Raw genomic sequence first — 14,510 nt, 5'->3', positions numbered from 1 at the left:
CATGCCTGCACTGGTAGCGACCGAGCTTTACCGCTTCTTTCATGCCGGCGATGACGAAGTTGTGGCTTTGCGTGGGGTTGCCTTCACACTCGATGCGGGGGAGTTTACCGCCTTGCGGGGGCCCTCCGGTAGCGGGAAATCGACGCTGCTTGCCTGTCTTGCCGGGATCGATGAGCCGGACGGCGGCGTGGTGTCGGTCATGGGCGAGCGCATGACCCGACGCCCCGAGCCGGAACGGGCTCGGCTTAGGGCTCGCCATTTCGGCATTCTCATGCAGTCCGGCAATCTGTTCGAGCATCTGACCGTGCGGGCCAACATCCGTCTCCAGATGGAGATTTCCGGCCACGGCCGACCGGGAGAAATTGGTGATCTTGTCAGCAGCCTGGGCCTCGACGGCCTCGCGGGTGTCTTACCAGCTCACCTTTCAGGCGGTGAGGCGGCGCGCGCTGGCCTAGCCGTCGCGCTTGCAGCAAAACCACAGATCCTACTCTGCGATGAACCCACTGCCGAAGTCGACGCGACAACGGAACAGCTCGTCATTGATCGCCTCATCGAAATTTGTCGCAGCGGCGCTGCCGTCCTCGTCGTCACACACAGCCCCGCACTCGCCGCGCGGTCTGATCGCATTATCGACATCCGGGATGGAGGCATCGTGCATGGCTAAGACCCTGGTAGTAGCCACGGATCTGTGGCGCAGCTTCCAGCGCGAACGCGGCGTCGTGGCGGCCGTTCAAGGCTGCTCCTTCAGGATTCACGCAGGCGAAACCATCGCCATCGTGGGACCTTCGGGCTGCGGAAAGACGACGCTCTTGAACCTGATCGCGGGACTGGACGTCCCAAGCTCGGGACGCGTGGAATGGCCTGGGCTTGGTTCGTGCGACACGTTGCGCCCCGAGCGGATCGGCGTCGTCTTCCAATCTGCGAACTTGATGCCCGCACTCACCGCCGTCGAGAACGTCGAGCTACCGATCCTTCTCGGTAGCGGCTCCGAAGCCGAGGCGCGCGCCCTGGCAGCGCTTGCGACGTTCAGCGTCGAAGCACTCGCGGGAAAGTTGCCAGAGCAGCTCTCCGGCGGCCAGGCTGAGCGGATCGCCGTAGCCCGTGCCATTGTGACCAATCCGGAATTGATTGTCGCTGACGAGCCAACAGGCCAACTCGATCAGGCTGGCGCTGCGATACTGGTCGACCGGCTCCTCGCTTGGGGGCAGCAGACCGGAAGCGCCATCATTATCGCCACGCATGATGAGCGTGTGGCGGCAAAGATGAACCGCATCTGGCGGATGCGTCATGGCAAATTTGAAAGAATGGACGAGAGGCCCGCATGTACAGGCACTGGTTGATCGGACTTGTGCGAACCCGTTCCGGCCGCCTCGTCGGCACCATCGGCGGTGTAGCGCTGACGGTCGCCTTCATCGCGTGCTTGGGCGCCTTTTTGCAATTGAGCGCGACGGAGATGACGGCACGGTCGGTCGCCCAAGTGCCCGTCGACTGGCAGGTCCGGTCGCTGCCGGGGGCGGATCATAATGCAGTCGAGGCTGCGATCCACTCTGCCGCGCGGGTTACCGGCTTGGAGTTGATCAACTATGCCGACGTACCAGGCTTTGAGGCGAACACGGGAGGCACCGTGCAGACCTCAGGTGGGGGCACGGTACTTGGCATCGGACCGGGCTATTTCGACCAATTCCCGGCACAGGTTCGACGGCTCGTAGGATCGGTCGACGGCGTCCTGATAGCGCAGCAGACCGCGGCCAACCTGCATGTCGCGGCGGGGGATCAGGTCATCATCCGCCGCCACCAAGCGCCGGATACCAACGTGACGATTGCCGGTATCGTCGATTTGCCGAACGCCGACGCGATGTTTCAGGCGATCGGTGTCCCGGCTGGCGCCGCACCGCAAGCCCCGCCCGACAACGTTCTGCTGTTGCCGATGTCTCAGTGGCAGCAGGTGTTCGAGCAGCAAGGCGCCAGCCGGTCCGATACCATTCGGACCGAGTTCCACGTCAAGCTCGATCATCGTGATCTGCCCTCCGGCCCGGTCGCTGCGAGCACCTGGGCGACCGAGCGCGGCCACAATTTCGAGGCTCGCGTGGCTGGAACCGCGCTGCTCGCAAACAACCTGGCGGCCCGTTTGGAGGCAGTCCGTGAGGATGCCCTCTACGCTCGGCTGGTTTTCCTGTTCCTCGGTGCCCCCGGGGCCATCCTCGCCATCCTGCTGACGCTTGCAGTAGCAGGGGCTGGACGGGACAGACGCCGCCGCGACCAGGCTTTGTTGCGCTTGCGGGGAGCAACGGTCGATGCCGTCCTTCGCCTGGCTGCGGCTGAAGCGCTCGTCGCGGGTGTGGGCGGTGCGATCCTCGGTCTTCTCCTTGCTGCTCTTGCCGCGAATTTCATCCTCGGGGTGGCGCTCTTGCGAAGCGCAGCGCTTCCTTTGCTCAGCGCTGTAGCGGTGGTCGGGATCGCGCTTTCGCTCGCAGTAATCCTGATCCCAGCCTGGCGCGACGCCCGTGGCTCGACCATTGCGGCCGCCCGGCGGCCAATCGGCAATGACCGGCCACCACTGTGGGTTCGCTTCTATCTTGATCTGGTGCTGCTGGCGCTCGCGGCGGCGCTCTACTGGCGTTCGGCAGCGAGCGGATACCAGGTCGTTCTCGCGCCGGAGGGCGTGGCGGCGACCGCGGTCGACTACACCGCTTTCCTTGCCCCGGTATTGCTATGGACCGGCATCGCCCTATTGGCCATGCGGCTCGTTGGCGCCGGGTTGCGGCACGGCCGGTCGGTCATTGCCAGGGGCTTGCGGCCCGTCGCCGGACGTCTCGCGGATGTGGTGGCCGCAACATTTGGACGCCAAGGTCCGCGACTGACTGCTGGCATCGGCCTGGCTGCGCTTGCTTTTGCCTTCGCCGCATCGACCGCGATTTTCAACGCGACCTATGAGGCTCAGGCACGGATCGACGCTGAACTCACCAACGGGGCCGACGTGACCGTCACCGGCACATCCGTCGCGCCCGCCTCCCAGGCGCTCGAGCGTCTTTCCAGGCTGCCGGGCGTGGCGGCTGCCCAACCGATGCAACACCGATACGCGTACGTTGGAACCGACCTTCAGGATCTCTACGGCATCGATCCGACGCGCATCGGGGCAGTCACGGCGATGTCCGACGCTTATTTCGCCAATGGCGACGCCAAGGCGACACTTACCGACCTCGCGCAGACGCCCGATGGCGTGCTGGTCTCGCAGGAAACCGTGAACGACTATCAACTCAGCCGCGGCGACAGCATCAATCTCCGCCTGCAAAACGCGGCCGATCATCAATATCACGTCGTGCCGTTTCACATTGTCGGCGTGGTGCGCGAATTCCCGACTGCACCCAAGGATTCATTTCTGGTCGCCAACGCCACGTACATTGCGCAGCAGACCGGTTCCGCGGCAAGCGAGATCGTTCTCATCCGATCGAACGGCGATCCGGCCCGCGTCGCTTTGGCCGCCCGAAATGCGACCGCAGGCCTGCCTGGACACAAGGTCAGCCAGATCGGCGATGCCGTCGCCCTGATCGGGTCGAGCCTCACCGCCGTTGATCTCGCCGGTCTAACGCGGCTTGAGCTGATCTTCGCGCTTGTCATGCTGGCCGCCTCGGGCGGACTGGTGCTTGGCCTCGGCCTTGCCGACCGCGAGCGCTCCTTCGCGGTTCTCGTCGCTCTCGGGGCCGGCCCACGACAACTCGGCGCCTTCGTCTGGAGCGAAGCGGCACTCGTTACGGGCAGCGGCATGGTCCTGGGTCTGGGGGCAGGCACGCTGATTGCTTATGTGCTCGTCAAGCTGCTGACCGGCGTGTTCGACCCGCCACCCGAGGTGCTTTCCGTGCCGTGGCTCTACCTCGTTGCTCTCATCGTCACCGCCGCAGGCGCTGCTCTGGTGGCCGCTACGGGTGAGACAATGCGCAGCCGGACACACGTCGCGGAGAAGCTCAGAGGCGAATGAGGACCTGCTTTCCTCGCAACCCATGCCGCCATTGCGAGAAACGATAGATATCGGCGGCAGAAACCGTGAAAGGAAAAAGAGATGAAATCGCAAATGATTATAGCTGCGATGCTGGTGCTGGCGCCGATCAGTGCCGCATTCGCTGCCCAGACATCCGGCACGATCACCGCAATCAGCAAGAATGCCGATACGATCACTCTGTCGGACGGCAAGACTTACGTCCTGCCCGAGGGAATCGAAGACACCAAACTCCGCGTCGGCGAGAAGGTCCAGCTAACCTATGCGGACAAGGGCGGCAAGGCGGTTGTCTCCCATCTGATACCGCAGAAATGACGATTGCGGCGGCCGGTGCCATTGCCGGCCGCCGCCTTCGCGCGCAATTGGCACACGGTTGATTGCGTGTCCGGTGCCACGCCGACATCCGCTCTAATTCTCAGCTAATTGAACCCGCGTAGTCATAGCAGGCCAGCCGAACGCCGCCGGCAAAGAGCGAACGTATCGCGCTACCACCGCAGGCGCGCCATTCAACCCGCGAGGGGCGACACTGAAGTGACGCCTTCCTTGCACTGCCAAATTCGGGAAATCCACTGATGAGACAGATCTTTCTTGCCATCGCGCTCATTGCCGCTCCGGTGGCGGCCTTCACGGGTTTTGAGCTCTACGCCAACAATGCGCCCGCCAAATCGGCGGATCTCGGCGATCTATCATCGTTCAAGACCATCATAGCCAACGTTCAGGCGCTCGCGTCCAAGGGGGACCTGTCGGCCGCCGCAAAGCGGATCACCGACTATGAGACGGCCTGGGACCAGGCCGAGACCGCGATCCGTCCGCTGAACCCGAACGACTGGAACAACGTTGACGCCGCCTCTGACGCAGCGCTGAAGGCGCTGCGTCAGTCCGCTCCGTCGGCTGACAAAGTTAATAAAACGCTCGCCGCTCTCATGGCGGTTTTCAACAATCCGGCTCAGCCTGCTCAATAGGCGGCAGCGAACCGCGTCACCCCCGCGCCGGAACGGCCCTCCGAGACGTTCGACGCCCATCTGAGGATACTCGTCATGCCTGCACCGACCGCCAAAGCCGTTGTCTACAATCGCGTTCCCCGCGTCACGGCCGACTTCTGGCTCATCAAATTGATGGCCGTTACCATGGGTGAAACGGCCGCCGACTATCTCGATGTGCAGATGGGTTTGGGCTTGACGGTGACGTCGCTGGTTATGTCCGCTATTCTGGCGGTCGCATTGCTCTGGCAGTTTGCGCAGAGGAAATATGTTCCCGCCGCCTATTGGCTTTCCGTGGTGCTGATCAGCATTGTTGGCACATTGATTACCGACAATCTGGTCGACAACTTCCATGTGCCACTGATGGCTACGACGATTGCTTTCTCGATCGCCCTGGCGCTGACTTTCCTGCTGTGGTTTCAGAAGGAGCGGACGCTTTCGATCCACTCGATATTCACCGGCCGGCGCGAGGCCTTCTATTGGCTCGCTATCCTGTTCACCTTCGCGCTCGGCACGGCGGCGGGCGATCTGGTGGCCGAGCAGTTCGCGCTGGGTTATCTGGCGACCGGCGTTCTGTTCGGGATGATGATCATCTCGCTCAGTATCGGCTACTTCTTCCTCGGTCTCGACCCGATACTTGGCTTCTGGCTGGTCTACATCCTGACCAGGCCTCTGGGTGCTTCGTTCGGCGATCTGATGTCTCAACCTGCGCAATATGGCGGCCTCGGTCTTGGCACGATCATAACAAGCGCAATCTTTCTCGCCGCGATCGTCACGATCGTAGTCTTCATGAGCATGGGACATGAAGGCGAGGAACTGATTGGCGTCGAAGAGGATGGGGAATGGGCAAAGGCCAGCCGAAGCGAGACGTTTACTGTTACCGAAGAAGAACTCTAAAGAGGCCCAGCGTATCGTTGTCATCGGGGCGGATCCGTACTTCTCGACCTTTGTGAGCATCGCGCATACCCGATTGATGGCTAAGGGCTTCCTATACGCCTGTGTCGGCTTGGAGGCTCTGACATGGATATTCCAGCGGAAGCTTAGCTTAGACCAAAGACGCGCTTTCCGGAGTTCCTGCCGCCAACGGCACTCTTTCAATGCGCCAGCAACCATGGTTGATTTGTAACGGTCGTTGCAACATGATTGCTACATGACCAAATTGGCTTGGCTCTTGCTCACATATAAAGTGCCCCCAGACCCCGCGACCAAACGCATCGCGCTTTGGCGGCGGCTGAAGGGAATGGGCGCCGTCTATCTGCAGAACGGCGTTTGCTTGCTGCCGAAGACCGACGATCATTTCCGACGGCTGAAGATGCTCGAGAACGATGTTTCCAAGATGGGCGGTGAATCCGTCATCCTGGAGACAGTCGCCCTCGACCGCGCGCAAGAGGACAAAGTCGTATACCGCTTCAAAGCCGATCGCGACGATCAGTATCGGGAGTTTCTGGGACGGTGTGCCGATTTCGAGGCCGAGATCGCAAAGGAGATCGCGTTCAACAAGTTCACTTATGCCGAACTCGAAGAAGAAGACACCGACCTGAAGAAGCTCCAGGGCTGGCTGGAGAAGATCAAGAAGCTCGATTTTTACGGAGCCACGCTCTCGGCAGAGGCGAGCGAGCGCTTGCGGGGGTGCGAGGCATTGCTCGACAGCTACGCGCAAAGGGTCTTCGATGCTCATGACGAGAACCGATAAATGAGCGGTCAACTGGACAGGCCTGACCGAGCCACGGCGAGCACCGGCAGCTCGCTTATCCGCAGGTCCGGTCTTCCGACGGGCATCTGGGTCCTTGGGTTCGTCTCGATGCTTATGGATATATCCTCCGAGATGATCCACGCTCTGTTACCCATCTACATGGTCACAGTGCTCGGGACGTCGGCATTGAGCGTCGGCATCATTGAAGGTATCGCCGAGGCGACAGCTTCCATCACGAAGGTCTTTTCCGGCGCACTCAGCGACTGGCTCGGCAAGCGCAAGCTTCTGGCGGCGATCGGCTATGGCCTAGCCGCCTTCACCAAGCCTATCTTCCCGCTGGCTGCGTCCATCGAATGGCTGATCGCGGCGCGATTCATCGACCGTGTCGGCAAAGGCATCAGAGGCGCGCCACGTGACGCCCTCGTCGCCGACATTGCCCCACCCGATCTGCGTGGCGCCAGCTTTGGCCTGCGGCAATCACTCGACACGGTCGGCGCCTTTCTCGGACCGCTGTTCGCCATTGGCTTGATGTGGCTGACGGCCGACCATTTCCAAGCGGTGTTTTGGATCGCCGTTATCCCGGCGTTCCTGTCCGTTGGTCTGATCGTCGTTGCAGTCAAGGAGCCGGATCGGCCGAAGGAGCAACGTCGTGTCCGGATGCCGCTGCATCGCGATGAACTGCGCCGATTGGGAGCAACCTATTGGTGGGTGGTCGGGGTCGCGGCCGTCTTCACGCTCGCCCGCTTCAGCGAAGCATTTTTGATCTTGCGGGCACAATCCATCGGCTTCTCGGTAACGGTGATCCCCGTTGTCCTGGTCGTCATGAGCCTTGCCTACTCCCTTTCGGCCTATCCAGTTGGTGTGCTGTCGGATCGCGTCAATCGCACGACCCTTCTCGCAATTGGGCTCGTTCTTCTGCTCGGAGCCGACCTCGCGCTTGCATTCGCGGGCGATATTGTCTGGGTTGGGGTTGGTGTCGTGCTCTGGGGTCTTCATATGGGATTCACCCAAGGCCTGCTGGCAACCTTGATTGCAGAAAGCGCTCCCGCCGAACTGCGTGGAACCGCCTTCGGCGTGTTCAACCTGGTGACAGGCATCGCACTGCTTGCAGCCAGTGTCGTCGCCGGTGCCCTATGGGACGTGACAGGGCCGCAGGGCACATTCCTGGCGGGAGCCGCTTTCACCATGATGACTCTCGTCGGCTTGTCCGTCGTGCGCGTCCGGCTGGGAGATCGGACCCATGTGTGAGCATCCGCCGCCCGGCCATGTGATCGCGTCCAATCAACTACCAAGGCAGCGCGTCTGAGGCTGCTTGAAGCAAACTGGAGACTGCCGATGTATGAACTCGACGCCGCCCTAACGCATGCGATCAACGGACTGGCAGGACATAGCGCTGCTCTCGATCTTCTGATGATCTGGATCTCCAGTATCGGCGTTCCGCTTATGATTCTGGCGGTCGCCGTTCAATGGTGGCGGAGGCCAGACAGACCGCACATGCGACATATCCTCGTCGCGGCAGGGTTCTCGTTTCTACTGGGGCTCGGCATCAACCAGATCATTCTTCTCTTCATTCACAGGGCCCGCCCTTATGACGGCGGAATAACCAACCTGCTGATCGAACGAAGCGCCGACTTTTCGTTTCCGTCCGACCACGCAACGGCGACCTTTGCCATTGCGGCAGCCTTGCTCATTCATGGCTCGCGACGAGCCGGCCTTGCTTTCCTTGCCGCGGCCTGCCTGGTCACCTTCTCCCGTATTTATATCGGCACCCACTATGCCAGTGACGTTCTCGGCGGTGCTCTGACCGGAATCATCGCAGCATTGATTGTCCGTGCGGTGTATCGGGAAGGCACCAGAGCCGACCGACTGATCACCAACATCCTTTAGGACGACGGAGATGGCGTCCTTGGTCTCATCGGCAATCGACTGGTTGAGCGCGCATTCGCACATTGCCTATCTCGCAGTATTTCTGCTGGCGCTCTCTGAGTCGATCCCAATGATCGGCGTCATCGTTCCGGGCACGGCGGTCATACTTGCCTTGAGCGCTCTCGTTCCGAGTGGCGTCCTGGTGCTGTGGCCCTTGCTCGCCGCAGCGACATCAGGTGCGATCGTCGGGGATGGTGTTTCTTTCTGGCTTGGCCATCGATACCACCGCGAGATTCTTGGGCGCTGGCCACTGAACAGACACCCCGAACTGATCGCGCGTAGCGAAGCCTTTTTCAAGCGGCACGGCGACAAGAGTGTCTTTATCGCCCGATTTGCGCCGGGGGTTCGCGCCTTCGTCCCGCTTCTCGCTGGCATGCTCGGAATGTCGGTGAGGCGATTCTATGCCGTCAACATCGCCTCGGCCCTTGTCTGGGCGCCGTCACACATTTTGCCCGGCGTTCTCGTCGGCGCCACATTCGGTGTCCTCGGCGCAGCGTCAAAACCACTGGCGATCCTTTTGGTCATTCTGATCGCAGCGGGCTGGGTCACCTGGTGTCTTGTACGCTCGACAATGAGGCGCGCTGTTCCGCTTCTGAACGTTGGCATCGCAGAGATGCGGAGCTGGGCTGAGACCCGCGACACATGGCTCAGCCGCAGTGTCGCCAGCCTGCTCGACCCGGAGCGTTCCGAAGCGCGGGTCCTCGCCTTAATGCTTGTCCTCCTCGGCGGCGCGGCCTGGCTGTTCTTCGGCGTCCTTGAGGACGTGATCAACGGTGACCCGCTGGTTCTCGCCGATAGCGCTATCTACAATGCACTGCAGGAGGTTCGCACGCCAGCTGGTGATGCGATTATGATCGGCATCACGGAGCTTGGCGACACGAAAGTGGTAGTGGCGGTCACGGCTATCGTGTTCCTATGGCTCCTGTGGAAACATGCATGGCGCACGGCTGTTTTCTGGCTGGTTGCTATCGCAGGGGCATCGGCCCTCAACACCATCATCAAGGTCACACTCCACAGAGCGAGACCAGATGAGCTGCTCTATTCCGGCTGGAGTGCATTTTCCTTCCCGAGCGGCCATAGCACGACGAACATGGTGCTTTACGGTTTTCTTGCGTTTCTCATTGCCCGCGAGCTTCGTCCGGCGCTGCAGCTGTCCGTCGCCCTGGGCGCCGCGGCTCTGATCTTCCTAATCACGTTCTCGCGCCTGTATCTCGGCGCGCATTGGTTTTCCGACGTGGTTGGCGGGGCGGCATTCGGATCCGCGTGGCTGATACTGCTCGGCCTCTTCTATCTGCGTCGGCCGGTCGAACGAATAGGATCGCCAGCCTTGCTTGTCACGACGTCCGTAGCACTTCTCCTTGCTGGAGGAAGCAACATCTATCGAAGCCATGCGATCGATGTGGAGCGGTATGCAGCCAAGAGCGCAACACAGATCACGGCTGTTGCCAACTGGTGGGCGACAGGTTGGCAGAGGCTACCCGAGCGGCGGATTGATCTCACCGGTGAAGTGGAGGAACCGCTGACGTTCCAATGGGCGGGTGGTCTACCAGATTTGCAGGATGTGCTGCAGCAACATTGTTGGAGGCCCTCGACGGGTTGGACGCCCGTAACCGCCCTCGCATGGCTCACTGCATCCACCGACGCCGTTGCTGTCCCGGTCGTCCCTCTATTTGCGAGCGGACGTCTTCCAGATCTAACCTTCGTCCGATCCCGGGGCACGCCTACCAACTCAAATTCGCGTCTCGTTCTTCGCCTGTGGACCGCCGACTTGGAACTCATGGACGGGCAGCCGACTCCACTTTGGGTGGGTTCGGTCACGGAAGAGCGTATCTATCGCCCCCTCTCGCTGATCACTCTGGTTTCGACGCGACCCGACTTCAACGCGCCGAGGCAGGCGCTGGCGCAGTCTTTTGAAGGCGGCAGCCTCGTGTCACGGGCTGTCGAGCAACCGAGCAACGAGTGGGACGGGCGGGTTCTCTTGGCCCATCAATAATCGCGGCCGGCGTTCACCTCACAGGTGTCGAAGAGTTCGATATTGGTGATGCCCCTGGCGACCGCCGAAGGTGGTGATCGTCGGCGACCATCGCCTCGACCTCTCCCATGTTCGTGACATCGCATCGAATGCCGATAACCCTGTGGCCGTCCGCGATCAGCCCGTCCGCCGCAGCCTTGACCGCGTCTTCGTTGACGTCAACGAGTGCGACGGCGGCACCGGCGGCTGCGAATGCCTTCGCGGTCGCCAGCCCCATGCCGATGCAGCGCCTGTGACGAGCGACACGTTGTTTTCGAAGTTGAATTTCAACTCGGTCTTCCTGTTGTGTCGAATAGTGTGGGCCGGGCTATTTCGTCCGGGTCAGCTTCAGGAGCCTGTCTTCAGAGACCTTCCGCCCGAGGCGAGCGGTTCGTCGTCACGACGTAGATGTCCTGGCCGACGGGCAGCACGTCGCGGAGCCGATCGCGGGAGGTGAAGATCGGTTTCAGGCCGCCCTCGACGGCGTCGAAGACGTAGAGGCCTTTTGCCGACAAGAGCGGAGACGAGGAGTTCGTTTCCAGCAAATGCGATGCCCGAGGGCGCCCAGGTATTGTTGCCGGAATGAAGAAGAGGCCTTTCCATTCCCTGCCGTTCCTCGTCGCCGGAAACGACGGGCCAACCGCAATTGTGACCGGCGGTGATCATGTTGATCTCGTCGTGATCGGACTGTCCGTGTTCTGCGACGAACAACCGGCCGTCAGTACCCCGGGCGATCCCTTGCGGGTTTCTGTGTCCAAGAGAATAGACGTAGGAGCCGGGAAATGGATTGTCGTTCGGCACCTTGCCGTCGATGGTCATGCGCAAGACCTTGCCGGCGAGGTTCGAGATGTCCTGTGGCCGCTGCCTGTTCTCGGTCCATCCGGTCGTCACATACAGATAGGCTTCCCGTGAGTTTGATATCCGCGCCTAACAACAGCACCAGGCTGGGAATAAGCAGTTCGCCACCCCGAGCAGCGCGGCAACGATGCCGATGACGAAGCCGGCGATCACACCGGCATTGAGTTGCGCCGCTCCGGTCAACAGCGGCTGTCCTGCCGTCGCGTCATGCCCGAGCACCAGCACGATGGCGATGGCAATGAGCACGATGGCAATGACCTTGTACAATGTTGCCGATTTCAGGCGGATCGCCCAGCCCGCCCCAAACCACGCACCGAGCAGGCTTCCGGCAAGCAGGTTGCCGATGATTACCCAATTGTCGGCAATAGGTCGATCGCCCTGCTGTTGCTCGCATCGGTCGTTGTGGGTGGGCCTTGAGCAACGGTCTCAGGATCAGCATCGGCCGCCAGCGACCGGATGTCGTGCCGCATCTGGTCGAAGTCGGCGATCTCAGTTTTCCGAGCGGCCATGCCATGATGTTTGCCGCGGCCTATTTCACGCTCTGAGTGCTTCTTTCCGAATTGCAAACGATCTGTGCCGCGAAGGTCTTCTTTCTGGTGGTGGCCGTCGTTCTGACAACCCTTATCGGCTTTAGCCGGATCTACCTTGGCGTTCATTATCCGTCGGACGTGTTGGGGGGCTGGTGCGGTGGAGCCGCCTGGGCCATGTTGTGCTGGCTGGTGGCGCGACATTGCGGGGTTGTCAGCGGCGAGGAGTCCCGGCACAAGACGTGACTATGATCGAAACAAGTTCAGACCGATCTTCGGGCTTATCGAACGCCGCCGAAACCTTGAGGGCGAGCTTTCCTGCATCGGGTCAGCTAGATGCCATCGAATTCGAATTGCCCGGTGGGTCCTGCACGGTTCTGACCGGCCCTTCCGGCATCGGAAAAACCACCCTTCTGCGCAAGGTCGCCGATCTCGACATGCATGACGGAAAGGTTTTTCTGGGATCGGTTTCGCAGGCAGATATCCCAGCACCGGACTGGCGGCGCAACGTCATGTATCTTGCCTCCGAGGCGGGTTGGTGGGCACCGCGTGTGCGGGACCATTTCGCCGTCACCGGCGAGGTCCTGGCGATGCTGGAGAAGTTCGGCATCAAGGCGGAGAAGCTGGACATGCTGCCGGGTCTTTTGTCGTCCGGGGAGCGACAACGCATGGCTCTGGTCAGGGCGCTTTCGTACAGGCCAAAATTTCTGCTCCTGGACGAGCCGACATCGGCACTCGATCACGAGACCGTCCTGAAAGTGGAGGATATTCTGACCGAAACAAAACACGCCAGTTGCGGCCTGCTGATCGTCAGTCACGACGCCGCGCAGGTCGAACGGCTTGCCGATGCGCAGATTTCGATGCGGGCCCGTTCATGACCATCGTACTGACACCTCTGGAACTGGGACTGGCTGTTACGCTCGTCATGCTCTCCGCGAGCCTGTCCCTGATCCTGTCGCTCGGCTTCCATCGGAGCCTGCTTTGGGCGGCCGTCAGAATGATCGTGCAGTTGCTGGTGGTCGGCGTCTTACTGCGGTTCGTGTTCCAGCAGAATTCCGCCGGGCTGACGATCCTGATCTTCTTGGCGATGGTGACCGCGGCAGCCTATGAGGTCGGGGCGCGGCAGCCGCATCGCCTGCGAGGCCGCTGGCAATTCCTGATCAGCGGGGCGTCGGTTTCGTTCTCGACCATGGTCGTTTCGACATTCGCGTTGCTGACGGTGCTTGGCTCGCGAGGCTGGCTCGAACCGGCTCATGCCATACCTATCGCGGGGATTATCCTTGGCACAGCGATGAATTCCGCCAGCATCGCGCTCAATGCGCTTTTGTCCAACATCAGCAACGAGCGCGTGGCGATCGAAGCGCATCTCGCATTAGGTGCCACGCGGCTCACAGCGCTCTTACCACTGATGACGCGGGCGATCAGAGCCGGGATCATTCCGGTCATGAACCAGATGGTCGGTGCCGGCATCATCACCATGCCGGGAATCATGAGCGGGCAGATCCTTGCCGGCCAGGATCCTCTGGAAGCCGCAAAATATCAGATATTTCTGATGCTTTTGCTCGCGGCAAGCGGCACCGCCAGCGTCATAGCGGCGGTCTACCTGACTGGATTGCGCTTCACGGACAAACGCCACAGGCTTCGTTTCGATCGGATCGTCTGAGCGATCAGCCTGGCTCCCGGCTGTCGGCTCGAAGCCTCGTTCGGCGACCTGCTGTCCCAGCCGCTCGAATATGGCGGCCTTGGTTTCGGCACCATCGTCACCAGCCTAGTCTTCCTCGCCGCGATCGTCGCCCTGGTGATCTACATGACCTTTCGCACCAAGCCGGCCAACGTCCACTGGAAGGTATCCCGGAAGACCTGACACCCCATTCGGTAGGGCCGTTTTCGTCCGATGGAATCTCACTGCCGATCGTCTGGTTATCCCGTCTGAAAGTGGGGTACTGATTGTTTTTGCCGGTCCCTTTTCCTGCCGCCAAAGGTACCGAGCCTGGCCGTGGCCTGTCCCGCGGCACTTACTTGCTCGCTTTATGGTCCAACGAAAGATCCACGACTGCCTGAAACCCCTGGCTCGATCCCGGAGCGGGCGAGTGGAGCACGAGCGTCCCGTGCATCTGCGTCACAAGCCGCTGGACGATGGACAAGCCAAGGCCGGAACCGGAGGCCTGCGTCGTTCCTCGCGCAAACCGGGCAGTCAGCTCCTTCAGGACCTGTCGGTCGATAGTCGGTCCTTCGTTTGTCACGCAAATCAGGCCCCGTTCGTTCACGTCGATCGTGACGATACTGGCCGCAGGGCTATGAACCAGGGCGTTTTCGACCAGATTGCGGATAATGATCCCGAAAGCATCCGGATTGGCGGGCCATTCGATGCGAACGTCCAGGGCTTGGCCCGGATCACGATTCGGCTGCTGCCGATCACAGTCCGCTCTATATCGTGCAAGACGATCCGCAGGACGGGCATCAGGTCGGTTGGGGTCGGAACAAGAGCAGTGCGAAATCGTACGCTAAGGGCGAACGGAAT

General features: G+C 61.1%; 17 protein-coding genes and 3 pseudogenes. 15 read left to right on the top strand and 5 right to left on the bottom strand.

From position 1 onward, the window contains the following. Position 1 precedes the first annotated feature (1 nt). The 10 genes from AC1DLT_RS01590 to AC1DLT_RS01545 all read left to right on the top strand — a co-directional run bounded on the left by AC1DLT_RS01590 (position 2) and on the right by AC1DLT_RS01545 (position 10,586). Positions 2-664, top strand: coding sequence for an ABC transporter ATP-binding protein (locus AC1DLT_RS01590; RefSeq protein WP_477485658.1), 663 nt, complete (start codon positions 2-4; stop codon positions 662-664). Next, positions 657-1,340 carry an ABC transporter ATP-binding protein gene (locus AC1DLT_RS01585; protein WP_477485657.1) on the top strand — a complete coding sequence of 228 codons (684 nt, stop codon included), beginning with the start codon at positions 657-659 and terminating at the stop codon, positions 1,338-1,340. The genes AC1DLT_RS01590 and AC1DLT_RS01585 overlap by 8 nt, the downstream gene beginning before the upstream one ends. Next, positions 1,322-3,976, top strand: coding sequence for an ABC transporter permease (locus AC1DLT_RS01580; protein ID WP_477485656.1), 2,655 nt, complete (start codon positions 1,322-1,324; stop codon positions 3,974-3,976). The genes AC1DLT_RS01585 and AC1DLT_RS01580 overlap by 19 nt, the downstream gene beginning before the upstream one ends. A gap of 81 nt (positions 3,977-4,057) precedes the next feature. Beyond that, positions 4,058-4,309 (top strand): DUF1344 domain-containing protein, encoded by a 252-nt coding sequence (locus tag AC1DLT_RS01575; protein WP_477485655.1) that lies wholly within the window; start codon positions 4,058-4,060, stop codon positions 4,307-4,309. Between the two features lie 257 nt (positions 4,310-4,566). Further along, positions 4,567-4,956, top strand: a complete 390-nt coding sequence (locus AC1DLT_RS01570) for a hypothetical protein (RefSeq protein ID WP_477485654.1) — start codon at positions 4,567-4,569, stop codon at positions 4,954-4,956. A gap of 75 nt (positions 4,957-5,031) precedes the next feature. Next, positions 5,032-5,871, top strand: a complete 840-nt coding sequence (locus AC1DLT_RS01565; protein ID WP_477485653.1) for a COG4705 family protein — start codon at positions 5,032-5,034, stop codon at positions 5,869-5,871. A 253-nt stretch (positions 5,872-6,124) separates the two neighbouring features. Next, positions 6,125-6,667 (top strand): Chromate resistance protein ChrB, encoded by a 543-nt coding sequence (locus tag AC1DLT_RS01560; RefSeq protein WP_477485652.1) that lies wholly within the window; start codon positions 6,125-6,127, stop codon positions 6,665-6,667. 108 nt (positions 6,668-6,775) lie between these two features. Next, positions 6,776-7,915, top strand: coding sequence for an MFS transporter (locus tag AC1DLT_RS01555; protein WP_477485987.1), 1,140 nt, complete (start codon positions 6,776-6,778; stop codon positions 7,913-7,915). An 87-nt stretch (positions 7,916-8,002) separates the two neighbouring features. After that, the gene (locus AC1DLT_RS01550) at positions 8,003-8,554 is read left to right on the top strand and encodes a phosphatase PAP2 family protein (protein WP_477485651.1); all 552 of its coding nucleotides are present in this window, start codon (positions 8,003-8,005) and stop codon (positions 8,552-8,554) included. 10 nt (positions 8,555-8,564) lie between these two features. Then, entirely contained in the window at positions 8,565-10,586 is a 2,022-nt protein-coding gene (locus AC1DLT_RS01545; RefSeq protein ID WP_477485650.1) for a bifunctional DedA family/phosphatase PAP2 family protein, read from the top strand. Between the two features lie 13 nt (positions 10,587-10,599). On the opposite strand, the gene AC1DLT_RS01540 is transcribed toward AC1DLT_RS01545, so the two are convergent. From AC1DLT_RS01540 to AC1DLT_RS01525, 4 genes and pseudogenes are all read right to left on the bottom strand, one after another. Continuing rightward, positions 10,600-10,842: an SDR family oxidoreductase gene (locus AC1DLT_RS01540; protein ID WP_477485649.1), complete on the bottom strand. Its 243-nt coding sequence runs from the start codon at positions 10,840-10,842 to the stop codon at positions 10,600-10,602. Between the two features lie 124 nt (positions 10,843-10,966). Continuing rightward, positions 10,967-11,149 carry a hypothetical protein gene (locus tag AC1DLT_RS01535; RefSeq protein WP_477486001.1) on the bottom strand — a complete coding sequence of 61 codons (183 nt, stop codon included), beginning with the start codon at positions 11,147-11,149 and terminating at the stop codon, positions 10,967-10,969. A 49-nt stretch (positions 11,150-11,198) separates the two neighbouring features. After that, a pseudogene (locus AC1DLT_RS01530) lies at positions 11,199-11,495 on the bottom strand (PQQ-dependent sugar dehydrogenase); the annotation flags it as partial. A gap of 1 nt (position 11,496) precedes the next feature. After that, positions 11,497-11,828, bottom strand: a pseudogene (locus tag AC1DLT_RS01525) (TSUP family transporter); the annotation flags it as partial. Between the two features lie 47 nt (positions 11,829-11,875). On the opposite strand from AC1DLT_RS01525, the gene AC1DLT_RS01520 reads away from it, so the two are divergent. The 5 genes and pseudogenes from AC1DLT_RS01520 to AC1DLT_RS01500 form a co-directional block, all read left to right on the top strand. Beyond that, positions 11,876-12,007: a hypothetical protein gene (locus AC1DLT_RS01520; RefSeq protein ID WP_477485648.1), complete on the top strand. Its 132-nt coding sequence runs from the start codon at positions 11,876-11,878 to the stop codon at positions 12,005-12,007. Then, positions 12,008-12,235 (top strand): phosphatase PAP2 family protein, encoded by a 228-nt coding sequence (locus AC1DLT_RS01515; protein ID WP_477485647.1) that lies wholly within the window; start codon positions 12,008-12,010, stop codon positions 12,233-12,235. It abuts the gene before it with no gap. A 2-nt stretch (positions 12,236-12,237) separates the two neighbouring features. Then, a complete protein-coding gene (locus AC1DLT_RS01510; RefSeq protein ID WP_477485646.1) occupies positions 12,238-12,867 on the top strand; it encodes an ABC transporter ATP-binding protein in 630 nt (209 codons plus the stop codon). Next, positions 12,864-13,652, top strand: coding sequence for an ABC transporter permease (locus AC1DLT_RS01505; protein ID WP_477485645.1), 789 nt, complete (start codon positions 12,864-12,866; stop codon positions 13,650-13,652). Before AC1DLT_RS01510 ends, AC1DLT_RS01505 begins: the two co-directional genes overlap by 4 nt. A 27-nt stretch (positions 13,653-13,679) precedes the next feature. Beyond that, positions 13,680-13,853 (top strand): annotated as a pseudogene (locus tag AC1DLT_RS01500) (hypothetical protein); the annotation flags it as partial. Between the two features lie 151 nt (positions 13,854-14,004). On the opposite strand, the gene AC1DLT_RS01495 reads toward AC1DLT_RS01500, so the two are convergent. Continuing rightward, complete coding sequence (locus AC1DLT_RS01495) at positions 14,005-14,358, bottom strand: sensor histidine kinase (protein ID WP_477485986.1); 354 nt, start codon at positions 14,356-14,358, stop codon at positions 14,005-14,007. Positions 14,359-14,510 lie beyond the last annotated feature (152 nt).

It is taken from the genome of Neorhizobium sp. 05N33 (genome assembly GCF_056397445.1).
This window is presented reverse-complemented; position numbering and strand designations above follow the sequence as displayed.